The following is a 23,750-nucleotide window of genomic DNA, read 5'->3' on the forward strand; positions in this document are numbered from 1 at the left end:
TTCCTCAAAAATAAATCGGTCATGTTAGAAGATCTCCGGATTGGCCTGGATATCCTCTTTGGCCTTTTCTTCGATCTTAAGCCGAACTTCAGCATCCAGTTTGATATTGAGATTGATGGTAATAGGCTCAGACGGGGCCTCAACCTTTACAGTCGGTGAGCAAGCCTGTAACGCCAAGACAGATACAGTTATCAGTGTACCTGCTTTTAATAGTTCAGAATTGATCAAGTTCAGTCCCCCGGTCATTAATTTCTGTTCCTCAACGTAGCACGCAGCGCTTCTTCCGACAACAAATAGCCCTCTAGTAACGTATTGAAGATACGATCCAAATTTGTCGAAAGATTGACATTGAGAATAACCGGACGACTATCTTCCACTTCAGGGTTGGACCCTTCCGCGTGCAAGGCTACCAGATCCTCGCCGCTTTCTGGCTTATTGATCTTTAAGGAGAGCTCCTTGTAATTAAAGTTCTCCAGAATATCGAAAAGAAGCTTGGTTTGAGATCCACCAGATGCCAGAGCTTGGCGTGCTTCTTCGGATCGGACCTTCAAGACCCCTGGCCCTTCGCTTTCCAAGGCCCCATTAGCGACAATGATCTTATTCCCATCAAACCGAATTGGGATAATCCCTTTCAAGCGCCCTGAAACTTCCACATCATCAAAATCGCCAAGGGCAACCAACTCTTCAAGGGATAGACTTGTCAGTGCGAGTTCCAATTCATTGACATCCTGAAACGGATTGATCGTCCCGTCCCGAATTTCCGCCCCCCCACCAAACAGGCTCATCACCAGTCGGTCAATTTTCAAGACCGGATCCTCACCTTCCGTAATAATCTGGAAATTCAGCATCGGCTTATTGATGGGGATACCTGCGATTATCCGATCCGCAGTGAGTTGCTGGTTTGGTTCTGTTTGTAGGGGAAAAAACTCGCGAATTTGAAATCGCCCATTGATCCCTTCCATCTGCATGCCAGATTGTGCCACATCCAAATCAACAAGCTCCAACAAGGCGTTTCCAGTGATCTTCTCACCTTCAATGGTGGCTTCTATTTGGCCTGCAATCCCGCCGTTTAGGGTAAGATCATCCGGCGGGTGATTAAGTAAATCAGAAAGCGTGAGTTTCAACTCTGAAAACTGTTGGGGGGCGAGTATTGCCTTCGCTGTAATCTTTTTGGACCCCGCTTTTTGAATGAGGTTAAAATCGATCAACTTACCTGTTGGATCGGTCGAGATTTCCCCCGTTAAATCTAACTGGCCCAGCCCGACCAGACCGGATGCCTTAATATCAGTTTTGGGTTTCCAATATCCGTCCTTTGAAGGGGTTACTGATAGTGCCGCTGGACTTAAAGTGGCGCTCTGCCATCCCTCTTTCACTGACAAATCCAACCGATTTGCGCCGACGGCCGCATTTTGACCTGCCGTCGCAACGTCTGCAGAAATATCTTGAAGCATTAGTTTAAAGGGCTTCTTGTACGTCACGTCATTTGCACTAACAGAAAGGCGTGCCCCGCTCAACACAGTCTCACTTGTTTCAGCATATCCCTTATCAAGATTGGCGGAGAGCGAAATAACAGGCTCAAAATCTGCCCCCCAGCTCCCAGATACATCCATCGAAACCAAACCTTCTTCTTTGAGATTTAGCCCTTTCAATTTGGAGCTCAGCGTCGCTAAAGAAATGCCTTTCTGACCCAATTGCAACGGCCGAAGATGAAATGTTGCCTTTCCAGCCCCCGTTGAGGTTTCAACATCCCCGTTATATTCGACAAGCAACTGATCCTTCAGACCTTTGAGCGTTCCTGAAAAATCCAGGTTGCCTTTATTTAGAAACCCGCTTGCCAAAATATCCAGCTTTGGAAACAGGGGATTTGGATCAGCAGAAGAGATATCCGTTGAAGTTTCAAAGGCCAAATCCTCAACGTTTGGGCCCACAGCCTTAAATTTTACGTGTGAACTATAGAACTTATGATCTGAAATTTTACTTTTTAAATCAATAAGGTTGGCATCAAAGTTAACGTTATTGGTTAAACCGGTGAAATTGGTATCAAATGCAAAAGCAGTCCTGAACTCTCCAATGTCAATTTCTAAAACTTCATGTTTGATTTTTAAACCGGTTAAAATATTTATACCGGAAGTTTTGGCATATTCCTTTCGAAAAACAACCTCACCCTCAAGGTTAAGATCGCCTGCAAATTCGGGTAAATTTGAGAGGGATGGCAGAATGTGACTTGGCTGCAAACCTTTTGGTGAAAAGGACAGGTTCTTAACTCTATAAGCCACCTTCCCTTCCATTGCGTCCAGATCAGCCGCTCCCTGAATATCCACAAGCCTTTCCTCAGCTTCGGTTAAAACAGTAAACTCAAACTGGGCTTCTGTATTCACCAACGTCCCACTCCCCTTTACAAGAAGCGGCTTGAAAACGGGTGCAGTGTCGTCACCTTTTAAGATTGCATCCTGGAGTGTCACCTCTGCTGTAAGGTTTGCCAGATTTCCCGTCATATTCAGACGGGCTTTTTGCACCGAATAACTTCCTGCATCAGCATAAAAGGTCGCATCGATCAACGACTGAAGTTTAATCTCCTCATCGGGGGTAATTAACAAGCTCCCCCTTATCGACACATCACGTTGATCATTTTGTTCCGTGACCCGGAATTGATCTATCGTAACAAAGGGCAATTTCTCTGAAGGTTTTGCTGAAACCTGGTCTTCCCCTGTGCTATCTGCAAGACGGCGCCCCCACTGAAATAAGGGATGCTCCAGATCACTTAAATCAAGCGTTGCTTTGCCAACGATAACTCGGTCAAGTTCACCCGATAAGAGGTCTAACAGGCTAAAATCAAGCTGGATGTTTTCCGTCTCCACGGCAGGCGCTACAGCAAAACGGTCTATTTGAAGTCGGTCCGGTTCAAATTGCCCAACCTTAAGTTCAACCGACTGCAGGCCCTGTTCCTCCAGATAAGACCGGGCAGCAAATTCGATCAGTGGAATCCGAAACTGCCACAGACCTATGGCAGACATCACACACAGTAAAACAAGAAAAATCAGTACCTTACCGATTTTCCCTGTTAAACTACCTGACATGGTTCAGATGATCCTGCTTGATTTTCTTAAATTTTCTAATCAAGCGTAACGGAAAGTTCGCATCCACCAAAGTGGTTTTTCATCAGATAGAAGCAGCAGCCCTGGCTGCCTGATCATAAAGGCCAGAAACACTGCGAAGAACGGTTGCTGTTCTGCTGATTTCGCTAAAATCACGATCTGTTGCGCTTGCACTTTCCACAAGGCAGAGTTCTCGGATTTTCCGGTATTCCTGACAAACTTCCTGCCCCTTTTCAGTCGTCTTGTAGAACATCTCCTTGCCGCGCTTTGTGCCTTTTATAAGGTCCGCCTTTACAAGCTTCTTCATGGAGTAATTGATGGTGTGGTTGTCTTCCACATTCAGCATGAAACCTACATCAACGAGGCGCTTCTCCCGCCCCCGATGATTGACGTTGTGTAACACGAGAATATCCAGACCATTAAAATCGCTGTAGCCGACGGCCGACATGCAGCGGATCATCCATCGATTGAACGCATTATAGGCCATCACCATCCCGTATTCGAGCTCGCTCATCTGCCAGCCTTTTTCAGAGGCTAAATGTTCAGAGGAAACGATATGCGGAGTATCTTCTTTTGTCATACTCAACTCCCTGTTTTTTATGATCCGCTTTACATGTTGTTGGGAAGGTAAGTTACCAACCCGGGCATCCAGACAATGGCGGCGAGGGCCACAAACATCAACAGGAAAAACGGCAATGCTGCTTTGGCAACCTGCAGAATGTTTCGTCCTGTCAAAGATTGCAGCACGAATAGATTAAAACCTACAGGTGGGGTAATCTGCGACATCTCCACAACGATAACGATGTAAATGCCGAACCATAGCGGATCAATACCCGCTTGTTCCACCATCGGCATGATGACCGATGTTGTCAGCACGACAACCGAAATCCCATCCAGAAAACATCCCAGCACCACAAAGAAAATTGTCAATGCAAACAAGAGCTGCATGTTGGAAAGGTTCATATCACCAATCCAGCTAGCCAGCATGCGGGGAATTCCGGTAAAGCCCATGGCAATCGTCAGAAAAGCCGCACCAGCCAGAATGAAGGCAATCATGCAGGAGGTTTTCGTTGCCCCCATGAGGCCATCCATAAATGTCTGCCAATTTAGCGAACCTGTGGACCATGACATAATGAGCGCGAGTACCACACCAACGGCCGCCGCATCTGTTGGTGATGCAATACCGGTATAGATTGAACCCATCACACCAATAATCAGAAGAACCACCGGGATTAGTGAGCGAGAGGCATAAATCTTTTCCCGTAGAGAGTAACGTGTTCTTTCTTCTGGCAGCCGGTCGCGGTTAAATACAGACCAGACCATAATAAAGCCAACAAACAAAAGGATCAGCAGGATCCCGGGAACAATACCCGCCACAAAAAGACTGGCAATGGATTGTTCTGTTGCAACCCCATACACAATAAGAATGATGGACGGCGGGATTAAAAGACCCAGCGTGGCTGATCCGGCAAGGGTCCCAATCACCATGCGCTCTGGATAGTTCCGCTTTGCAAGCTCCGGAATGGAGAGTTTACCGATCGTCGCTGCAGTGGCTGCAGATGAACCTGAAACGGCCGCGAAAATACCACAGCCGATAATGTTGACGTGTAACAGCTTGCCCGGCATGCGGCTCATCCATGGGGAGAGACCAGTGAACATGTCTTTTGACAGGCGTGAGCGAAAAAGGATCTCCCCCATCCAGATAAAGAGGGGCAGTGCCGCCAAGGCCCAGGAATTACTCGCACCCCAAATAGTGGTTGCCAGAACATCCCCTAAAGGTGCACCGCTGAACATGGCCATACCGAGCATGCCAACTGCCATCAGGGCAAAAGCCACCCAAACACCAGTTCCCAACAGGAAAAAGAGCGCGAGAAGCAGAATGAGTGTCAGTCCAAGTTCTGTCATCAGCCTTCTCCTTCAGCGGTGTTCTCAAGAAGGTTTTCTTCCTTTCCTTCATAGGAAGCATCCCGCCCCATCAAGACCAGTATCAGCTCATCAATCAGCGCGATGGAAAGAATGGCAAGACCCAGTAGAAGTGAGGATTGGGGAATCCAGATAGGAATGGCAACCATGCCTGAGGACATGTCCTGATACTCATAGGATTCCAGAACGAGAGACCCCATGTAATAGGTAAAATACAGGGTAATGAAGGTTACAAGGGCTAGACACCAGATCTCAGCGATATGCCGAAACTTGTGCGGGATATGACCGAGTAATAAGGTCACCCGAATATGCCCACCTTCACGCAACGTGTATGCAAGAGCGAGGAAAGAAGAAGCCGCTAAAAAGAAGCCCGCAAAATCAGCATAGGATGGAATAGTCAGGCCAATAGCCTCTTCAAAAAGCAGACCTGCAATTCGATCAATCAGGTTTAGAACCACCTGCCCCATAACAATCATGCAGATTGCCACGATGAAGAATGCAGCCAGCAGCCCCCCAGCTTTATAAAGGCCGTTCAAAGCATTTCGCATTACGTAACTCCCCCGCTCTGCGATCTTGATAAAAAAAGGAGGTGGTCTTAAGAACCACCTCCGCAATGAAGTGCTTACTTGTAAGCTTTCATGATTTCTTCGCCTTCGCTACCGGCCGCTTTTGACCAGTCTTCAAGCATGGTGGCGCCGATTTTCTTCAAGCCATCCATCAACTCAGCTGAAGGTGTAACAACAGTCATGCCGTTGTCTTTGAGGATTTTGACCTTGGCTGCAGTTTCAGCCATGCTCATTTCCCAACCGCGGGCTTCAGCTTTTTCAGCTGCCGCCAGAACTGCGTCCTGAACAGCTTTATCCAGTTTGCGGAAAGCCCGTTTGTTGACAACAACAATGTTCTTTGGAACCCAAGCCTGAATGTCTGTGTAGTAGCTCACGAATTCCCAGGCTTTGGAGTTTGCACCAGTTGACGGTGATGTGATCATGGCTTCAACGCGACCAGTTGTGAAAGCCTGTGCAATGTCTGGAGCTTCAACCTGAGTTGGAGCCGCACCCGCAAGATTTGCAAACTTTTCAAGTGTCGCATTGTAAGTCCGGAATTTCAGACCTTTCAGATCATCAACTGTCTTGATTTCTGATTTTGTGTAAAGGCCCTGTGGTGGCCACGGAACTGAAAAGAGTGGCATCAGACCTTGCTTATCCAACAGCTTGGTGACCACTGGCTTTTGAGCTGCCCAAAGTTTCTTGGCATCATCATAGTTTGTCGCCAGGAAAGGTTGGCTGTCCGCACCAAAAGCAGCATGCTCATTTGTCAGCAAGGAGAGGAAAAACTCACCTGCTGGCACCTGGCCGCCGCGAACGGCTTTACTGATCTCTGGATGTTTATAAAGAGAGCCGGCCGTATGCAGCTTGATTGTTAGTGCGCCATTAGTTGCCGCCTCTACATCTTTGGCAAATTCAGCGATATTAACGGTGTGAAATGTTTTGTCCGGATATGGAGTTGGCATATCCCAGCTATCAGCTGTCGCAGTACCTGTAAGAGCTGCAGTAGCTGCAAAAGCAGCGCCCGCAGCGAGCATTTTCAACGTTTTCATGGTCCGACTCCCTGTCGTGAAGTTTATTAACGAGAAAAACGGTATAAAAACGTTGACGTTTTGTCAATGTTATTTTAGCGTCTAGGAATCAACGCCAACTGGGAGAAAAAAAGATGTGGCAGTTTTGGGTAGATCGCGGAGGCACCTTTACAGATATCGTTGCCAAGAAACCGGACGGATCCCTTCTCTCTCACAAACTGTTATCGGAAAATCCGGAACAGTATAAGGATGCCGCCGTACAGGGCATTCGGGATATTCTTGAACTTCCAAAAGACGCGCCTATCCCCGAGCACACAGTCAGTTATGTGAAAATGGGAACTACCGTTGCCACCAATGCTCTCCTTGAGCGGGCTGGCGATCGGACCCTTTTTGTCACCACCAAGGGTTTTGGCAACGCACTTCGTATCGGTTACCAAAACCGACCAAAACTGTTTGCCCGGCATATTGTGTTGCCTGAACTTTTATATGAAAAGGTGATAGAAGCAGATGAGCGGTTAGATGCGCATGGTCAAGTCATTACACCACTTGATCTTGAGGGATTACGCCCTGGACTTGAAGCTGCTTATAAAGATGGTATCCGGGCCATTGCAATTGCGTTCCTGCATGGATATCGCTATCACGACCATGAAAAACAGGTTGCGGCCCTGGCCCGAGAAATTGGCTTCACACAGGTTTCCACCAGCCATGAAACCAGCCCCTTGATGAAATTGGTTAGCCGCGGGGATACGACCGTTGTCGACGCCTATCTATCCCCGATCCTCAGGCGCTACGTTAATCAAGTCGCAGAGGAGCTTGGAACTGGATCCAACAATGACACTCGGCTCATGTTCATGCAGTCAAATGGTGGATTAACGGACGCCACCCTGTTTCAAGGGAAAGACGCGATCCTGTCAGGCCCGGCTGGTGGTGTTGTCGGGATGACCCGCACGGCGGCGATGAGCGGTTACGAAAAACTGATCGGCTTTGACATGGGCGGAACGTCCACCGATGTCACTCATTATGACGGCGAATATGAGCGCAGCTTTGAAACGGTCGTCGCAGGAGTGCGCATGCGCGCACCTATGATGCATATTCATACCGTTGCAGCTGGTGGTGGCTCTCTGCTCACCTTTGATGGGGCCCGTTACCGAGTTGGTCCTGAATCTGCTGGCGCCAATCCGGGCCCAACCAGTTATCGCCGAGGCGGACCGCTGGCAGTTACAGACTGCAACGTCATGCTCGGGAAAATTCAACCTGAGTACTTTCCACATGTGTTTGGGCCGAATGCTGATGAGGCCTTGGACCGGGAAGCCGTCGTTCAAAAATTTACGGCTCTTGCCGAAGAAATTTCTGAAGCCACTGGCGATGCTTTACAAAGCGCTGAGGAAGTCGCAGAAGGCTTCCTTCGGATCGCTGTTGAAAATATGGCGAACGCCATCAAGGAAATTTCTGTTCAGCGGGGCTATGATGTCACCACCTATACCCTGAATTGTTTCGGTGGCGCTGGCGGGCAACATGCCTGCCTGGTTGCAGATGCACTTGGCATGACCAAAGTCTTTCTGCATCCGTTTTCGGGTGTCCTTTCAGCCTACGGTATGGGCCTTGCCGACATTCGGGCGATGCGTGAGATCCAGGTTGAAAAGCCTTTTGAGGCGAATGCCGAAGACATCTGCAAGGAACTCTCCCTCCCCCTTGCGAAAGAGGCTTCCGCAGAAGTTCGTGAACAGGGTGTTGACGAGGACAGCATTACCCACAGCTTCAAAGTTCATTTGAAGTATGAAGGCACAGATTCAGCGATGCTGGTCGATCTGGATACGCCCGCAGCCATGAAGGCCGCTTTTGAGGTGACACACAAACAGCGCTTTGGCTTTATTGCAGAAGATCGGGGTCTTATTATTGAGGCACTTTCGGTTGAAGCTATTGGCCTGACCGATAGTGTTGTAGATCCAGAGGAAGATATTAAAGAGCTGATTACCGAGCCTAAAGCCTTGGATCGAGTGCAGCTCTACACCTCCGGTCGCTGGCAGGACGTCGCCCTTTACGATCGCGACCAAATGGACTGCGGTCAAAAGATCAAAGGCCCAGCCATCATTATCGAGAAGACCGGTACAATTGTTGTTGAGACGGGATGGCAGGCAAGCCTGAACTCGCGCCGGCACTTGATACTGGATCGGGTTGAAGCCCGCCCTCAAACCGAAGCCATCGGTACAAAAGCAGATCCTGTTATGCTTGAGGTTTTCAATAACCTCTTTATGTCCATCGCCGAACAGATGGGCGCAACCCTTTCCAATACATCGCAATCCGTAAACATCAAGGAACGGCTCGACTTCTCCTGCGCAATTTTTGATACAGATGGCAACCTCGTTGCCAATGCCCCGCATATGCCTGTGCATCTAGGTTCCATGGGTGAAAGCATCAAAGTCGTCATTAGGGAAAATGCAGGAAAGATGCAGCCCGGTGATTTTTACGCCCTGAACGCCCCCTATAATGGTGGCACTCATTTGCCAGACGTGACGGTGATCTCCCCGGTTTTTGATGATGCTGGCGAAGAGATCATTTTCTATGTCGGCTCTCGTGGGCATCATGCAGATATTGGCGGTAGAACACCTGGCTCCTCTCCGCCAGATAGCACTCACATCGAAGAAGAAGGTGTGCTTATTGACAACTTCCTGCTGGCACGTGGTGGTCATTTCAGAGACCAAAAAACGCGGGAGATGCTATCCAGCGGCAAATATCCGTGCCGGAATGTGGATCAGAATATCGCCGATCTCACGGCCCAGATCGCAGCCAATGAAACGGGCATTCGCGAACTTCGGAAAATGATTGATCATTTCGGGATCGATGTGGTCTCGGCCTATATGGGACATGTTCAGGACAACGCAGAAGAAACTGTGCGCCGCGTTCTGGATGTCTTGAAAGACGGTGCCTTTGAATATGAACTGGATACCGGTGCCAAAATCAAAGTCGCGATCACAGTTGATAAAGAAAATCGAAGCGCAACGGTTGATTTCACGGGAACTTCACCGCAGGACAAAGGCAATTACAACGCGCCTAAAGCGATCAGCAAGGCAGCTGTCCTTTATGTCTTCAGAACGCTGGTCGACGATGAAATTCCGCTGAATGAAGGTTGCTTGAAACCGATCAATATCATTGTGCCCGAAGGTTCAATGCTGGACCCTGTTTATCCAGCTGCCGTCATTGCGGGAAATACGGAAGTCTCCCAATGTGTCACGGATTGCCTCTATGGCGCTCTTGGCGTTCTGGCATCTGCTCAGGGCACAATGAACAACTTCCTGTATGGCAATGACAAGCGGCAGAATTACGAAACCATTTGCGGCGGCACTGGTGCTGGCCCGGATCACCCCGGAACCAGTGCTGTTCATAGTCATATGACAAATACCCGCATGACAGACCCTGAAGTCTTGGAATGGCGTTTTCCTGTTCGGGTTGAAGAATTTTCCATCCGGCGCGGATCTGGCGGCGAAGGAAAATTCAAGGGGGGTGACGGTGCAATTCGCCGCATGCGGTTCATGGAACCCATGACAGTCACGTTCCTATCGCTTCACAGGAATACTGATCCCTATGGACTTGCAGGCGGAAGCCCCGGCGCTCGTGGGGAGAATTCTGTCATCCGTAAAGATGGAACGGTTGAAATTCTAAAAGGGAACGATGAGACGGAAGTCGGTATTGATGACGTCATTTTGATCAAGACACCAGGTGGCGGCGGATACGGCAAAGCCTAGAACACAAAAAAACCGGCCTTAACTGGCCGGTTTTTATATGCCTTTGATTTTGCTGGCGTGTCCCATCAACAAAGGATTATTAAGCTCGCTCATTAATTCAATCCTTGATATTTAATATTGATTATATATTCTCCTTAAAAGTGCATGATATTTGGGGAATATACTGTGAAAACAAATGAAAGCATGAGTGACCGGATTTTCCGGATCATTTTGGGGCTGGTATTATTATCGCTTGTGTTTTTCGGACCAGAAACAAACTGGGGCTACATTGGGCTTTTCCCCCTAATTATAGGGGTCGTCGGCATCTGCCCGATTTATTCAATTTTAAGAATAAACAATGCACACAGGAAAGAGGTCTGTGATTAAAACACACGATAAAGGTGCAATCTCACAGACCACAATTTCAATCTCGAAAGGTTAGAGGACTGCCCCTGATGATTTGAGTGCATCGATCTCTTCATCAGAAAGTCCAATGGACTTTAAGACCTCTGCACCATCTTCGCCGATATGGGGGCTATGGGCCATCGGATCACCGGCCTGAAACCCTTCAAATCCTGGTATGCGAGGCATTGGAATCCGGCCGACACCATCTAAGTCCAACCAAGTGTAGCTATTGACAGCCTCTACTTGTTCGTTTTCCAGATAGTCAGTGTAGGTATTAATAGGACTATGGATAACTTCGGCGGCAGCTAATGCTGCTGACCAATCCTTGGTAGTCCGCTTGACAAATTCTGCGCGTAACTCCTTCATCAAGGGAGCTTCATTTTCAAGGCGGGCTTCCCTGCTGTTGTAGTCAGGGTGATCAATCAAATCCTCCCGCCCCAACGTTTTACAGAGAGAGGCATAATGATGTTCTCTCATGACAGCAATTCCAAGATATCCGTCAGCCGTTTTAACAACACCTGCTGGGACATAGAGAACTGCAGGCTCCCCACCTTCCAAATGGTGCTCAATAATCTTAGCACTTTGGAAAGCTGCAGCTGTTTGCATCAGGCTACAATCGATATACCGACCTTTTCCATTAATGCCGCGCGCAATCAGAGCCTTCAGAATGGACTGATAAGCAAACAGGCCTGTCATGAAATCGATCACAACCATACCCGTACGAATTGGCGTGCCATGCTCGTCCCGCGTGATGGACATCCAACCGGAAAAACCCTGGATCGCACTATCTGTTACGGGACGTTTGTTGTAAGGGCCTTCCTGACCATAGCCAGTCACAGACAAGAAAATCACATTTTCATTTTCTTTTTTGATTGTCTCATAATCCAGGCCGAATTTTTTCATCACACCGGGACGAAAAGATTCCAGAACAATATCTGCCTCAACAGCCATTTTCTTGGCAAGTTTCAGGCCCTCTTCACTTTTAAGATCAATGGCAATCGATTTCTTACCGAGATTTACCACGACAGAGTGAGCACAGTGATCGCCATATGCTGTTCCTAGTGTCCGAGCCCAGTCACCGTTGTGAGGCTCAATCTTATTTACAGTCGCACCTGCCTGCGCAAGCATCATACCTGAATAAGGACCTGCAACACCCTGGCTAAAATCAGCAACAACAAGGCCTTCTAGGGGTTTATCATGATCATTCATTATTATTGTTCCTCTTAACGGGAGTTTTTAGTGTCATGCACTGCCACAAGCGGCGCATTATGAGACGTGAATATAGTTCTGCCAACAGAAAATTTGGAAAATTTTCCCATCACCAAAGCTCATCATGTCATTCTGAGAACTCAGCCCAATTATATTTGACTTCAAACGAACTATCAATTGCCACATAGCTATTTTCCACCTACCTTTGCCACTCAACTGAGAGAAGGCTTTTTAATGATAAAACGTGTGTTGCTGACGGGAGTGTTGCTCATTTTGGCTCCGGTGGTCTCCTGGGCATTTGATGAAACAAATCGCCCCGCAGAACTAATTTCAACAATGTCACCGAGCCCATTGAAGGAAAAACTGAAATCCTGTCAGGGGCAACCCTTGAAAAAGTCAAACTTTTCGATCTCTCACCGCGGCGCGCCACTTGGATATCCAGAACATACACAAGCCGGCTATGAAGCTGCGGCAAAAATGGGAGCTGGAATTCTGGAGTGTGATGTCACCTTTACCAAGGATAAGGAGCTTGTGTGCCGGCATTCCCAAAATGACCTTCACTACACCACGAATATTGTGACTACGCCCCTCGCCGAAAAATGTAGCACACCGTTCACTCCGGCTGACGGTCAAAAAGCGACTGCAGAGTGCCTAACGAGTGACATAACTCTTGCAGAATTCAAAAGCTTAAAAGGAAAGATGGAAGGTGCCAACAAGAAGGCTGAAACACCCGCAGAGTATTTGAATGGAACACCCAAATGGCGGAAAAACCTTGGAAAACCCGAAGGAGAGGAATTGCTCAGCCACAAAGAAAGTATTGCGCTTTTCAAATCCTTGGGCGTGAAGTTTACTCCTGAGCTCAAAGCACCAAAAGTTTCCATGCCTTATGAAGGTATGACGCAACAAATGTATGCACAGAAACTCATCGATGAATATAAGGCTGCGAATATTGACCCCTCAGATGTTTGGCCGCAATCTTTCAATCTGGACGATATTCTTTACTGGATTGAAAACGAACCCGAGTTTGGCAAACAGGCTGTCTATCTGGACGGACGGTATCGCCAGGGATTGAATACAAGTGATCCAAATAGTTTTTCACCGACAATGGAAGAGTTAAAAACTGCTGGGGTCAATTATCTAGCGCCCCCTCTTTGGATGCTGGTCTCAGAAGACGACGGTAAGATTGTGCCGTCTGCCTATGCAATAGCAGCAAAAGAGGCAGGTTTGAAGCTGATCGCCTGGACTTTGGAACGAAGTGGCCCTTTAAACAAAGGTGGGGGTTGGTATTACAAATCCATTAAATCCGTTGTTGAAAAAGATGGAGACATGCTTGAGCTTCTCCATGTCCTCCATAACGATATCGGCGTGTCCGGTGTCTTTTCTGACTGGCCAGCCACAACCACCTTTTATGCCAACTGCTTTAACCTAAATTAACGTCCTATTTGTACAGTGCATAAGCAAACCATAATGCGCGTTCAAATATGTTGCCTATTCAACCAATTTGCGGCATAGTTCGGCAAATTTTAGGGGTAAGAAAAATACGATATATTAATGACGAAAACGGGACCGGAAACATGGTCCCTTCGCCACAGGATGTGAGCGACAAACCAACACAGGTCTTCACCCATACAGTTGCGAGGCCCCGCACGCTAAAAGAAGCCTTGGCCGTTGTCAGGCCTTATGCCGTTTCCAGTAACCTAAGAGCCTGGTTTCAGGTCCTGACGGCTTCGTTGCTGTTTGCTGCCCTGTTGGGATTTATGCTGTATCTTGGTCTTGAGCATTATGGTTGGGTCTTACTGCTTTCCATTCCGCTGGGACTGACTATGGTTCGCCTATTCACACTTCAGCATGACTGCGGGCATGGAAGTCTGTTCACCAACAGAAAACTGAATGATGCCGTTGGCAGTGTTTTTGCGTTATTAACAGTTACGCCATATCAATATTGGCGCGCTGCTCACGCGATCCACCATGCGACAACTGGAAATCTGGATAAGCGTGGAACTGGTGATATTGAAACCAAGACGATAGAGGAATACCAAACCCTCCCTTTGAGAGAGAAAATCTTTTATCGCCTGATCCGAAATCCGTTCTTCTTATTTGGTATTGGTGGTTTTTTACATTTTGCCATCAAACAGCGCTTCCCAATTCTGCACAATAATCTGAACCCGATCTACCTTAAGAGCGTTCATCGCACCAATGCCGTTATGGTTTTAGCCCTGATCGGGATCCATTTTACTTATGGTATTGGCCCATTCCTTGCGGTTTTTCTCCCCGCAATTTGGATTGCATCTGTCATCGGCTTCTGGCTTTTCTACGTTCAGCATTCCTATCATGATGCCTACTGGCAACGTCAGAAGAACTGGGATTATCTCAAATCTGCATTTGATGGTAGCACTCTGGTCAATCTACCACCTGTGTTGAGGTGGATTTCTGCTGATATCGGCATACACCATATCCATCACCTGTTACCCTCTATTCCCAATTATAAATTAAGGGCATGCATGATAGAGAACCCCCATCTCTGCACGCCCCGCGAAATGAAACTGAAAGAGGCCATCACCTGTACACGTCTCGCCATTTGGGATGAAGTTAACGAACAACTGATCCCCTTCAGTGAAATGAAAGAAAGACTAAAGGCAAATCGGGCTAATGAACCAGCCCTGCAAAACGCCGCGGAGTAGAAATGGCCGCAAGAGAGATTATCGACAGTGTTGCCGCGTCGGAAATGTTCAGGGGGCTTCCGACGGAACTGATTGAAAGCAGTTTGCCGCATTTCAAAATCTCTCGTATCGAAAAAGGCCAAATCATTTTGCGGGAGGGAACTACCAACAGCAAAATACACATCATTCACACTGGTGAAGCCGAAGTCCTGAAAAGTCTGGAAAAAGAAAGTGGCGACAATGACAATTCGTTTGTCATTGCAACATTACAGCCGGGTGAAGAATTTGGTGAACTCACAGCAATAGAAGGTACGGTGGCATCTGCAACGATCAGAGCATCGAAGCCGATGGAACTGATCACCCTTGATCTGCGACAGCAGAATGAAGATCAAAACCTCAAGGAGCTTTATGATCAAATTCAGGTAAATTTGATCCGGAGAATAGCCAGCAAACTCCGCGATACCAGCGAACGTAAAGTTGCCCTGATGGAACAGGAATCCAAAAGACGTCGGGAACAGGCGGTCGCTGGCCGATTTATCATTACCATTCTGTCACTGGTTGCCTGTTACACCCTTGCGCTTCGGGCAATAATGGATCTTGGAACCTATGGTTCTTGGCTACAGGTATACTATTCCCCGCTGATCATAGTTGCGTTCATGGGCGCCATGCTGTTTATGATGGCCAGAAGTGAAATGCCCTTTGAGGCGTTTGGCCTGACATTAAAAGGGTGGAAGCCTGCCATTAAGGATGCAGTACTTTTCTCCATTCCATTTTGCGCGTTTATTACGTTTCTAAAATGGGAGTATATCGTTCTCTATCCCGATCCTGGTGGGATGACCGTCTTTACGCTGACAGAAATGTTCTCCAGCTTCACACCTGGGGGCGATTTTAGCTGGATGGCTTATCTAACGTTTTTCCTGGCCTACGTATTATTGTGTCCAGTGCAGGAACTGATCGCTCGATGTGGTGTCCAAGCCCCCTTATCAATCCTGCTTCAGGGAAGCCATGTTCAGCGGCATTTTCTAGCAATATTAGTCTCTAACCTTCTGTATTCCGCATCCCATTCACATCTTAATCTGGGTTTTGCCTTTATAACCTTTGTTCCAGGCTTGTTTTGGGGCTGGCTGTTTATGCGCCATAAATCACTCATTGGTGTCTCCGTCTCTCATGCTATCGTTGGCGGATATGCACTGTTTGCACTTGGAATTGAAGAATTTCTGAAATGAAAAAGAATTTTGAAAGTCAGGATTTCTCAGCGACTGCGCCAACTTTGCGAAAGTGGGCCACTGACCCAATCCTCAATCTCATTCCAGAAACGGTCTCACCTAATGCCTTAACTCTGTTCGGTGGAATCTGCGCAGGCATTACTGCATTTCTCCTTTGGTTTTCCAAAAGCCTGATCGACCCGACAACATCAATAGGCAAGACTTTACTTGTTCTTGGAGCGTTGCTTCTCGTCGTTTACGCAATTTGCGATCAGCTTGATGGCTTGCAAGCCCGGCGACTTAAACGGGGTGGCCCTGCAGGAGACTTTCTAGATCACTGGGTCGATGCATTTCTTGCGAACATCACCCCAATTGCCCTGATGTATATGATGGTCTATCCATTGGAACAAATGGTCATCATGAGCCTTGTCGTAACTTTTGCATTTTGGACAAATAACTGGGAAACCCGCAACAATCACGCGCGGAAACTCCCCTTTCTTGGTGGCCTTGAATTTATTTGGGTGGGTGTAGTCTGCCTGATCGTCACGGCCATTTGGGGATACGAAATCTGGGATGAAACGATCTTCGAAGTGGAGCTGCGGCACCTTTCTTACGCAGTGGTTATCTCAGTTCTTAGTTTTTCTATTTTCAAAAATTGCGTACGAGCACGTGACCACTTAAAAGACCTCCTGACCCCTGCCCTAAGCCTTGGAACCATCTCAATTTGGCTCATTTATAGTCATCATCAGGGCGCGCTAACCTGGAACACCCAATCTCTCGCATTTTTAACGCTGGCTTTAATGGGTGTGAGACATACAGGTGATCTGATGAGGGCTCTGTGGCTCAACAGCCGGATCAAAGATATCGAACCTCTGTTCGTCCTTCCGGGGATTTGCCTGGTCCTGATAGCGGTTCTTCAAGCTGATATCGACGTACTGAGACAGCTGGAAACGCCAACCCTCATTGCGACAGCATTGCTGGTCATTTGGCTGACAGCTTTTCAGGCCATTCATACGTTTACTGTTTTAGTACACGGTTTAGGAACCGAAAAGGAAACTGCTGAAGGTCAACCTCCAAGTGTGCAACGCATTATGGTTGATATGTCCGCGACCCTATTACATCACGGTCATATTCGCCTCCTGAACCAGGCTAAAAAACTCGGCCACGTAGTAATTGGCTTAACTTCCGATACAGATCTCCAACGGGTTAAAGGGGTAGATGCAGAATTGAGTTTTGCCGAACGCAAAGAAATCCTATTGGCCTTGGAAGCCGTGGATGAAGTCGTTGAAACACCCTGGCTACTGACTGAGGAAGTTTTAAAGAAACATAATATCGATTTGCTTGTTCACGGCGATGACAATCAAAACGATATCGATCCAGAGAGGCTTATCATCTTCCCAAGAACTGATGGCATTAGCAGCAGCACTATTAGAGAGCGAGCTGCCCGGAACCTGCAAGCAGAAAACGCTTAAGGTTTAAGACGGAAGAGCGCCATCCAGTTCCGCTTGGCTAAAAAGCCAGTCCATCACTTTTCGGGCTGCCTTGCTAGGTTGACCGTGACCTGGTCGAACCAGCCAAATAAAATCCTCAAGTGGCATGACCGCATGATCATAAGGCGCAATCAGCAAACCCGCCTCTAATGCTGGCTTGACAAACTGATGGCGTGCAAGAGCGACACCAAGCCCCTGTTCCGCTGCCCTCAACGCGAGATCCAATGTGGAGTAACGAGGCCCTTGTAACAGATTAAGGCCCGTCAATTCATGATATGCTGCCCATCTTGCCCATGAGGCCTGTGGGTTTTTATCATGCAACAAGCGCATTTTAGAAAGACTAGTCAATTCGGCGGGCTTACCAAATCCCTCCCAGTAGTCTTGGCGCATAACAGGATAAAGCGCATCATCCATAAATGGTCTACAATCAAGACCACTCCACGGTCCTTTTCCAAGCCGTATTGTGATATCTGCATCCTGTTCTGACGGTGGCTTTACCCGCTGATCAACAACCACAGAAAGCTCAATGTCAGGATAAGCCAATTCAAACTCGCCCAATCTTGGGAAGAACCACCTTGCAGCGAATGCAGAGGTTGTTTCGATGGTCACTGAGTTTTGTCGCTGGCTTTCTTGAATAGAAGCTATTACCTGTTTTATTTCTGAAAAAGAAGCAAGAACCGATTTTCCCAAAAGTTCACCCTCTCGTGTAAAACCAGTTATCCGATTACTCCCCATTCGGTTAACCAATCGCACCCCAAGATGTGTTTCTAATTCGCTTAGAAATTTACTAACTGAAGAGTGCGTAACACTAAGACGCCGCGCAGCAGGTCGAACACCGCCCTCTTCAAACACGGCGGCAAAAGCCCTCAGACTATTCAATGGCAAATTCTTCATGGTCTATTTATTAGACCATAAATTTCAAATTATGAACCACTAAATTACGAACACTCCTGATAGTCTTCTTGAAAAAGGAGAACACAATGGGAATGCTTGTTGATGGAAAGTGGGTCGAAAGCCCTATTCATAAAAATTATGGCGTGAAAGAAAAAGTCTCAAAGATTGAACTTAAAAACTATCTTACCCCGAGCCTTAAAGACCGCCTCAAAAGTCACCCGGATGAGTTTATCCTTCTTGCATCCAAGAGCTGTCCGTGGTCACACAGAGTTTTAATCACCGTGGTTTTAAAAGGGTTCAGTGGATATCTACCAATTCACTATGCAGGTGGCCCGCGAGTTAAAGGTTATGCTCCCCTACCCAAAGGCCCTCTTTCACAAGACTTCGGCACTGACATCAGACACGTTCATCAACTCTACAGCCTTTCCGATCCTAATTACACAGGACGATCAACTGTGCCAATCTTGTGGGATCGTCGGCAGAACAAAATCATCAGCAATGAGTCTGATGAAATCTGTCGGCTGCTGGATAGCCTTGGCGGTACAGGTCAACCGACCCTCCTTCCCAACCAAGCTAAAGCCGAAATACTCTCACTTAATGACGACTTGACCCGTAGTTTATTTCAAGCCGTTTACAAAGCGGGCCTTGCGGAAAATCAATCCACATATGAACATGCCTATTGGTCTGTATTCAACAAACTGGATTACCTGGAAGAAAAACTTCAGCAAAACAGGTTTTTACTGGGAAATTTTATGACCTTAAGTGACATCTACCTGTTCACTTGCCTGGTCCGCTTTGATGCGGTCTATTACACCCACTTCAGATGTTCATACAAACGCCTGATCGACTATCCCAATCTTTGGGCGTATAGCCGGCGCCTCTACCAAATGCCGGGTATAAGTCAAACTGTCGATTTTAAAGTAATCCGCGAAGGATATTACCTGAATGACGGTAATAATAATCCTCACAAAATAGTAGGCCTTCAACCCGCCGCAAATTGGCTGCAACCCATATCTACTCTACAAACAGCCTCTTAAAAAAAAACAGCCCGGCTATCACCGGGCTGTTTCAAAAAGCTTCTCTAAATGCTCAATTAAGCGAGTTTCCGCTTTTTCCGCCAGCCAAGGAAACCAAGGATGGCCATACCTGCTCCATAAAGTGGTAAGGCCGCCGGCAGTGGAACTGCGGATACTTCAAAGTCAGCCGCCAGCTCAATATCTCCGTTTCTAAAGTAAACATCGTCCACATAACCAGATTGGTTTGGTGTACCGCTGCCTACCCCTAAAATGATAGAGGTGATAATTGCGTCTGAAAAAGAAGAATAAGCAGCCGCCCAATCAGCGATCGAGTTATCGTATAGGGCGCCATTCATATCATAAAGTGTTGTATGCCAGAAATCCCCTGTATTTCCGTCAATATTAACTTCGTGCCAACTATCAAAGGCACCAACACCACCAGCGTTATAAACAGGTTCATACACAAAGGTCGCATATGGATCACTGTTATTATCTGTAAAGTCCCAAACCTCGAATTTAATCGCAGGAACAATAGATGTTAGAGGTGCACCTGAGTTGTGATAGTAATTGTAGGACATGCTTCCTGATTGGAGGAAGTCACCTATTGTCCCAAAATTACCAGTATATCTCACCTCACCCCTATCATCGCCGCTACCGCCAGTTGACAACGCCAGGGCGCCTTTTCCAGCAGGTGCATTATTTTCAAGATCGCCTCCTTGACCAGTTAGGTCAACGATTTGTGCTGAGCCCCCTCCTGAGGATTGATCTGCCCAAGTGAAATTAGTGTCTTTAGGTGCCAAGCTGTTAACAATTTCAGCTGCAGCAACTGACGCTCCCCCTGCTAACATGACGGACGCAAGCGTCAACGTAAGTAGCTTTTGTTTCATAGTCTGTACCCCACTCTTTGTTTTTCATTTTAATTAGATATAATTTTATCTAATTAGTAATACTTTATTTACCATATGAGAGGGTTTCCAAAAAGTTACACAACTTTATCACTCTCAAAACATGAGAATTTCAACTTGAGAGAAACACTTGCATCAACTTTTCCACCTATGCGGTGAAAATTTATAGTTAATTTCACATAGAAGTTTGTGAAAAATAAGAATCAGTTGGATATCAAACAAAAAAGCCCGGCGTTCACCGGGCTTTTCATAAGTTTCTTTCTTTAAACTATTTCGCTTCTACGACACCGCGGCGAAGTTGGTCTCGCTCCATGCTTTCAAATAGAGCTTTGAAGTTACCTTCCCCGAACCCTTCTTCTTTTTTGCGTTGAATGAACTCAAAGAATACAGGTCCAACAAGCGTTTCAGAAAAAATTTGCAATAGTAGACGCGGATCCCCTTCTTCAGTGGAACCGTCCAGAAGGATACCGCGGGACTTAAGCTCAGGTACGTTCTCACCGTGACCGGGTAAGCGTTCTTCCAGCATTTCATAATAAGTGTCAGGCGGCGGTGTCATGAAAGGGATCCCTTTTGCCTTTAGCTTATCCCAGCTCACCAGCAAATCATCGCAGGAAAGCGCCACATGCTGGATCCCCTCTCCATTATAAGCCATCAGGAATTCCTCAATCTGGCCGACACCTTGAGAAGCTTCTTCATTAAGTGGGATGCGAATTTTGCCGCAAGGCGAGGTCATTGCCCGAGACGTCAATCCTGTGTATTCGCCTTTGATATCAAAGTAGCGAATTTCTCTGAAACCAAAAATCTTTTCATAAAATTCAGCCCAATAACCCATTCGGCCACGATAAACATTGTGGGTTAAGTGATCGATGACATTAAACCCGCACCCCTTTGGATGAGGGTCAACGCCTTCCAGATACTGAAAATCGATATCATAGATTGAGCTCTCATCACCATATCGATCGATCAGATAGAGAGGCGCGCCGCCAATTCCCTTCACGGCTGGAAGACGAAGTTCCATTGGCCCGGTTGGGATATCTACGGGCTGAGCACCTCTTTTAATTGCTTCTGAATAAGCTTTATGTGCATCCTTCACCCGAAAAGCGAGCCCACATGCTGAGGGCCCATGTTCCTCCGCAAAATAATAGGCCTGGCTCTTCTTTTCGTTGTTGATAATGAAATTGATATCGCCCTGGCGGTAGAGAACAACATCCTTTGAACGATGGACGGCGACCTTAGTGAAGCCCATCTTTTCAAATAATGGCTCCAGAACATTTGGCTTCGGTGATGCCCATTCAACGAATTCAAAACCATCAAGCCCAAGTGGATTTTCAAATAAATCAGTCATCAGGAAACTCCTGCAAAATTTGAGATAAGAAATGTGAGATCAAATTTTTGCAGACGGCGGTGCACCCGGAATTCCGCGCACTGTCTTTCCTAAAACAGCACCAACCACAAGTGGCTGGATATTCAACGATTTCATTTGCGTTCCTAAACCTCAATTTAAGCCCGAATTTTCGAGCTTATGAAATAACCATAGGCGAATTTTCAGTTACCCTAAAGACATGGCTTAATTTTCAAGTTTTGCAAGCTTCATAGCCTCGTTCAGAACCTGACGATCCCCTATATGATTAGCAAGGATCAGAACGAGACGTGCATTTAAAGCGTGACTTTCCGTTTCTTCGAGCCCTTCATGAAGCCTGAGAAGGCTCTCATAAAAGCCATCAGGATCAGTCATATTTGGCGCTGTGTTCAGTTTAGTCATGTCCCTTCCTTACCCAAGACCGATCGCTTTTTTCAAAGCTGTTCTGACCTCAGTCTCTGTAAAATCAACCCACCTAGCCGCCACATGCTGGTCTGGCCGCATTAGATAAACGGCGTTCTCAGCCTCTCCGAGATACCGTTCCGCAACGTCTTCTGAAAGCGGGATTTGAAGAATTTCGATTTCAATTCCACTTTCTTCCAGTTTCTCAGGAACATTTGCATGCTCACCCAGCAGCAGAAGTTGAAACTTGTCCCCTATACGATCTAAAAGCCATCCATCCGAAAGCGGGGCATCAACGGCAGGAGCCCCCGGTCTTGTGCGAGCAGGCATTTCCTTGCAATCCGGACCGTTCAACCTGGACGTATCATACACACACGGAACAGACAGTCGGCCTGAATTGACAAGTGGACGGGCAAACTCCGCTCTCTCCGACAAATCAAGAACTGCATTTCTGAAAATTCTGCTTATTTCAGACTTAGGAGTAATAAAATCAGTCGAACGGCTAGAGTTCAGAATATTTTCATCAGCTCCATAAATTCGCTCTTCATCGTAACTATCCAATAACGTTTCTGGAGCCTTTCCGTCCATTACCAGCTTTAGCTTCCAACAGAGATTATCTGTATCTTGCAGACCACTATTAGCCCCTCGCGCCCCGAACGGTGAGACTTGGTGAGCAGCGTCACCAGCAAATAGTACCCGGCCGTGGCGGAATTTTTCCATCCGGCGACACTGGAAGGTATAAATAGATACCCACTCCAGTTCAAACTTCACATCTTCTCCCAGCATTTTGTGAAGACGAGCTTTCACCCGATCTGGATCCGTTTCTTTCTCGCGGTCAATATCCCAACCCAGCTGCAAATCTATTCGCCAGACATTATCGGGCTGCTTATGAAGTAACGCTGACTGTCCCCTGTTGAATGGCGGGTCAAACCAGAACCACCTTTCTGTTGGAAAGTCAGCCTCCATGACCACGTCTGCAATTAGGAAATTATCTTCGAACACACGACCGACGAAATCCAATCCCATCATCGACCTGGTCGGTGAAGTTGCGCCGTCGCAGGCAATTACCCAATCACTTTCCAGCATATAGGGTCCATCTGGCGTCTGGATTTCAAGAGAGACATGGTCACCATGATCAACAATATTCGTAACCTTGTTCTGTCCTCGAAGGTGAATTGGTTTGCCGGCAGCTTCAAGGTCATGGACGCGTTCGACCAGATATTCCTCGATGTAATATTGCTGTAAATTAATAAATGCAGGCCGCTTATGATTATCTTCCGGCAGAAGATCAAACTGGTAAACTTGGCGTTCGTCAAAAAAGACTTTCCCCTTGTTCCAGGTCACCCCTTTGTTGACGCAGATGTCGCCGCAACCCAATCGATCGAGGATTTCCAATGGTCTCTTCGCAAAACAAATTGCACGAGACCCCCAACTTACCTTGTCATTATCATCGAGAATAACAACGTCGACATCTTGTTGCGCCAAATCGATAGCAGCAGCCAAACCGATAGGGCCAGCACCTATGACAACAACAGATCTTCTTGCTGGTTTTTCTTGATTTTGATCTTCATGCCGTTCGTATGGGTACAGCGGCATTTCAAAAATCTTTTTCAACAAACCCTCCCTAACTTTCAGATTGTGGTTTGAATACTGCAACTCCAAAGCTCCACACACCCAGCAATATCCTGAACTACTTAGAGATAAATATCCTATCGAGCAGATTAGTTACATATGCAACTAAGTCAAGATAAAACACAGGGATAGATATTAAAATCCTCCAACATTTCGCTAAAACGTCGGTACACCAATAAACAACTCAAAACTTAAGCGAGCTTGATATTAGTATCGCTTGTAATTAAAATGGTGAATATCAATTAGAATTCAGAAA

At 47.0% G+C, this 23,750-nt stretch carries 19 protein-coding genes; 7 read left to right on the top strand and 12 right to left on the bottom strand.

The window, feature by feature from the left end:
• Window positions 1-24: 24 nt before the first annotated feature.
• The 6 genes from HH301_RS13250 to HH301_RS13275 form a co-directional block, all read right to left on the bottom strand.
• Window positions 25-246, bottom strand: a complete 222-nt coding sequence (locus HH301_RS13250) for a YnbE family lipoprotein (RefSeq protein ID WP_169569367.1) — start codon at window positions 244-246, stop codon at window positions 25-27.
• A complete protein-coding gene (locus HH301_RS13255) occupies window positions 246-3,077 on the bottom strand; it encodes an intermembrane phospholipid transport protein YdbH family protein (RefSeq protein ID WP_169569368.1) in 2,832 nt (943 codons plus the stop codon). Before HH301_RS13255 ends, HH301_RS13250 begins: the two co-directional genes overlap by 1 nt.
• An 82-nt stretch (window positions 3,078-3,159) precedes the next feature.
• Window positions 3,160-3,675 carry a winged helix DNA-binding protein gene (locus HH301_RS13260; RefSeq protein WP_169569369.1) on the bottom strand — a complete coding sequence of 172 codons (516 nt, stop codon included), beginning with the start codon at window positions 3,673-3,675 and terminating at the stop codon, window positions 3,160-3,162.
• A gap of 29 nt (window positions 3,676-3,704) precedes the next feature.
• Entirely contained in the window at window positions 3,705-5,000 is a 1,296-nt protein-coding gene (locus tag HH301_RS13265; protein WP_169569370.1) for a TRAP transporter large permease, read from the bottom strand.
• Window positions 5,000-5,566 carry a TRAP transporter small permease gene (locus HH301_RS13270; RefSeq protein WP_169569371.1) on the bottom strand — a complete coding sequence of 189 codons (567 nt, stop codon included), beginning with the start codon at window positions 5,564-5,566 and terminating at the stop codon, window positions 5,000-5,002. Before HH301_RS13270 ends, HH301_RS13265 begins: the two co-directional genes overlap by 1 nt.
• Before the next feature lie 74 nt (window positions 5,567-5,640).
• A complete protein-coding gene (locus HH301_RS13275; RefSeq protein WP_169569372.1) occupies window positions 5,641-6,615 on the bottom strand; it encodes a TRAP transporter substrate-binding protein in 975 nt (324 codons plus the stop codon).
• Between the two features lie 113 nt (window positions 6,616-6,728).
• Between HH301_RS13275 and HH301_RS13280 the strand changes: the two genes are divergently transcribed.
• On the top strand, window positions 6,729-10,337 hold the full coding sequence (locus HH301_RS13280) for a hydantoinase B/oxoprolinase family protein (RefSeq protein WP_169569373.1): 3,609 nt from the start codon (window positions 6,729-6,731) through the stop codon (window positions 10,335-10,337).
• Between the two features lie 144 nt (window positions 10,338-10,481).
• A complete protein-coding gene (locus HH301_RS13285; RefSeq protein WP_277348852.1) occupies window positions 10,482-10,703 on the top strand; it encodes a YgaP family membrane protein in 222 nt (73 codons plus the stop codon).
• Between the two features lie 51 nt (window positions 10,704-10,754).
• Here HH301_RS13285 and HH301_RS13290 read toward each other — a convergent pair whose 3' ends face one another.
• The gene (locus tag HH301_RS13290) at window positions 10,755-11,930 is read right to left on the bottom strand and encodes a CaiB/BaiF CoA transferase family protein (protein ID WP_169569374.1); all 1,176 of its coding nucleotides are present in this window, start codon (window positions 11,928-11,930) and stop codon (window positions 10,755-10,757) included.
• A gap of 234 nt (window positions 11,931-12,164) precedes the next feature.
• Between HH301_RS13290 and HH301_RS13295 the strand changes: the two genes are divergently transcribed.
• The 4 genes from HH301_RS13295 (at window position 12,165) to HH301_RS13310 (ending at window position 17,267) form a co-directional block, all read left to right on the top strand.
• Entirely contained in the window at window positions 12,165-13,364 is a 1,200-nt protein-coding gene (locus tag HH301_RS13295; RefSeq protein ID WP_169569375.1) for a glycerophosphodiester phosphodiesterase family protein, read from the top strand.
• A gap of 140 nt (window positions 13,365-13,504) precedes the next feature.
• Complete coding sequence (locus tag HH301_RS13300) at window positions 13,505-14,611, top strand: fatty acid desaturase (protein ID WP_169569376.1); 1,107 nt, start codon at window positions 13,505-13,507, stop codon at window positions 14,609-14,611.
• Window positions 14,612-14,613: 2 nt separating this feature from the next.
• On the top strand, window positions 14,614-15,816 hold the full coding sequence (locus HH301_RS13305; RefSeq protein ID WP_169569377.1) for a cyclic nucleotide-binding domain-containing protein: 1,203 nt from the start codon (window positions 14,614-14,616) through the stop codon (window positions 15,814-15,816).
• Window positions 15,813-17,267, top strand: a complete 1,455-nt coding sequence (locus HH301_RS13310) for a CDP-alcohol phosphatidyltransferase family protein (protein WP_169569378.1) — start codon at window positions 15,813-15,815, stop codon at window positions 17,265-17,267. The genes HH301_RS13305 and HH301_RS13310 overlap by 4 nt, the downstream gene beginning before the upstream one ends.
• Before the next feature lie 3 nt (window positions 17,268-17,270).
• On the opposite strand, the gene HH301_RS13315 is transcribed toward HH301_RS13310, so the two are convergent.
• Window positions 17,271-18,179 (bottom strand): LysR substrate-binding domain-containing protein, encoded by a 909-nt coding sequence (locus HH301_RS13315; RefSeq protein WP_169569379.1) that lies wholly within the window; start codon window positions 18,177-18,179, stop codon window positions 17,271-17,273.
• Window positions 18,180-18,265: 86 nt separating this feature from the next.
• Between HH301_RS13315 and HH301_RS13320 the strand changes: the two genes are divergently transcribed.
• On the top strand, window positions 18,266-19,216 hold the full coding sequence (locus HH301_RS13320) for a glutathione S-transferase C-terminal domain-containing protein (protein WP_169569380.1): 951 nt from the start codon (window positions 18,266-18,268) through the stop codon (window positions 19,214-19,216).
• Between the two features lie 56 nt (window positions 19,217-19,272).
• Here the strand turns inward: HH301_RS13320 and HH301_RS13325 are convergent, their stop codons facing one another.
• The 4 genes from HH301_RS13325 to HH301_RS13340 all read right to left on the bottom strand — a co-directional run bounded on the left by HH301_RS13325 (window position 19,273) and on the right by HH301_RS13340 (window position 23,476).
• Window positions 19,273-20,082, bottom strand: a complete 810-nt coding sequence (locus HH301_RS13325) for a hypothetical protein (protein ID WP_169569381.1) — start codon at window positions 20,080-20,082, stop codon at window positions 19,273-19,275.
• A 286-nt stretch (window positions 20,083-20,368) separates the two neighbouring features.
• On the bottom strand, window positions 20,369-21,445 hold the full coding sequence (gene hppD, locus HH301_RS13330) for a 4-hydroxyphenylpyruvate dioxygenase (RefSeq protein WP_169569382.1): 1,077 nt from the start codon (window positions 21,443-21,445) through the stop codon (window positions 20,369-20,371).
• A 222-nt stretch (window positions 21,446-21,667) separates the two neighbouring features.
• Window positions 21,668-21,862 carry a DUF2783 domain-containing protein gene (locus tag HH301_RS13335; RefSeq protein WP_169569383.1) on the bottom strand — a complete coding sequence of 65 codons (195 nt, stop codon included), beginning with the start codon at window positions 21,860-21,862 and terminating at the stop codon, window positions 21,668-21,670.
• 9 nt (window positions 21,863-21,871) lie between these two features.
• Window positions 21,872-23,476 carry an FAD-dependent oxidoreductase gene (locus HH301_RS13340; RefSeq protein ID WP_206378305.1) on the bottom strand — a complete coding sequence of 535 codons (1,605 nt, stop codon included), beginning with the start codon at window positions 23,474-23,476 and terminating at the stop codon, window positions 21,872-21,874.
• Window positions 23,477-23,750 lie beyond the last annotated feature (274 nt).

Origin of the sequence: Sneathiella limimaris (genome assembly GCF_012932565.1) — a bacterium.
GTDB classification, from domain to species: Bacteria; Pseudomonadota; Alphaproteobacteria; order Sneathiellales; family Sneathiellaceae; genus Sneathiella; species Sneathiella limimaris.

Coding starts and splice junctions, on each gene's coding strand:
- HH301_RS13295 (WP_169569375.1), top strand. CDS start 12,165: ATGATAAAACGTGTGTTGCTGACGGGAGTGTTGCTCATTTTGGCTCCG.
- HH301_RS13280 (WP_169569373.1), top strand. CDS start 6,729: ATGTGGCAGTTTTGGGTAGATCGCGGAGGCACCTTTACAGATATCGTT.
- HH301_RS13320 (WP_169569380.1), top strand. CDS start 18,266: ATGGGAATGCTTGTTGATGGAAAGTGGGTCGAAAGCCCTATTCATAAA.
- HH301_RS13275 (WP_169569372.1), bottom strand. CDS start 6,615: ATGAAAACGTTGAAAATGCTCGCTGCGGGCGCTGCTTTTGCAGCTACT.
- HH301_RS13260 (WP_169569369.1), bottom strand. CDS start 3,675: ATGACAAAAGAAGATACTCCGCATATCGTTTCCTCTGAACATTTAGCC.
- HH301_RS13325 (WP_169569381.1), bottom strand. CDS start 20,082: ATGAAACAAAAGCTACTTACGTTGACGCTTGCGTCCGTCATGTTAGCA.
- HH301_RS13250 (WP_169569367.1), bottom strand. CDS start 246: ATGACCGGGGGACTGAACTTGATCAATTCTGAACTATTAAAAGCAGGT.
- HH301_RS13335 (WP_169569383.1), bottom strand. CDS start 21,862: ATGACTAAACTGAACACAGCGCCAAATATGACTGATCCTGATGGCTTT.
- hppD (WP_169569382.1), bottom strand. CDS start 21,445: ATGACTGATTTATTTGAAAATCCACTTGGGCTTGATGGTTTTGAATTC.
- HH301_RS13305 (WP_169569377.1), top strand. CDS start 14,614: ATGGCCGCAAGAGAGATTATCGACAGTGTTGCCGCGTCGGAAATGTTC.
- HH301_RS13290 (WP_169569374.1), bottom strand. CDS start 11,930: ATGAATGATCATGATAAACCCCTAGAAGGCCTTGTTGTTGCTGATTTT.
- HH301_RS13315 (WP_169569379.1), bottom strand. CDS start 18,179: ATGAAGAATTTGCCATTGAATAGTCTGAGGGCTTTTGCCGCCGTGTTT.
- HH301_RS13255 (WP_169569368.1), bottom strand. CDS start 3,077: ATGTCAGGTAGTTTAACAGGGAAAATCGGTAAGGTACTGATTTTTCTT.
- HH301_RS13285 (WP_277348852.1), top strand. CDS start 10,482: ATGATATTTGGGGAATATACTGTGAAAACAAATGAAAGCATGAGTGAC.
- HH301_RS13265 (WP_169569370.1), bottom strand. CDS start 5,000: ATGACAGAACTTGGACTGACACTCATTCTGCTTCTCGCGCTCTTTTTC.
- HH301_RS13310 (WP_169569378.1), top strand. CDS start 15,813: ATGAAAAAGAATTTTGAAAGTCAGGATTTCTCAGCGACTGCGCCAACT.
- HH301_RS13270 (WP_169569371.1), bottom strand. CDS start 5,566: ATGCGAAATGCTTTGAACGGCCTTTATAAAGCTGGGGGGCTGCTGGCT.
- HH301_RS13300 (WP_169569376.1), top strand. CDS start 13,505: ATGGTCCCTTCGCCACAGGATGTGAGCGACAAACCAACACAGGTCTTC.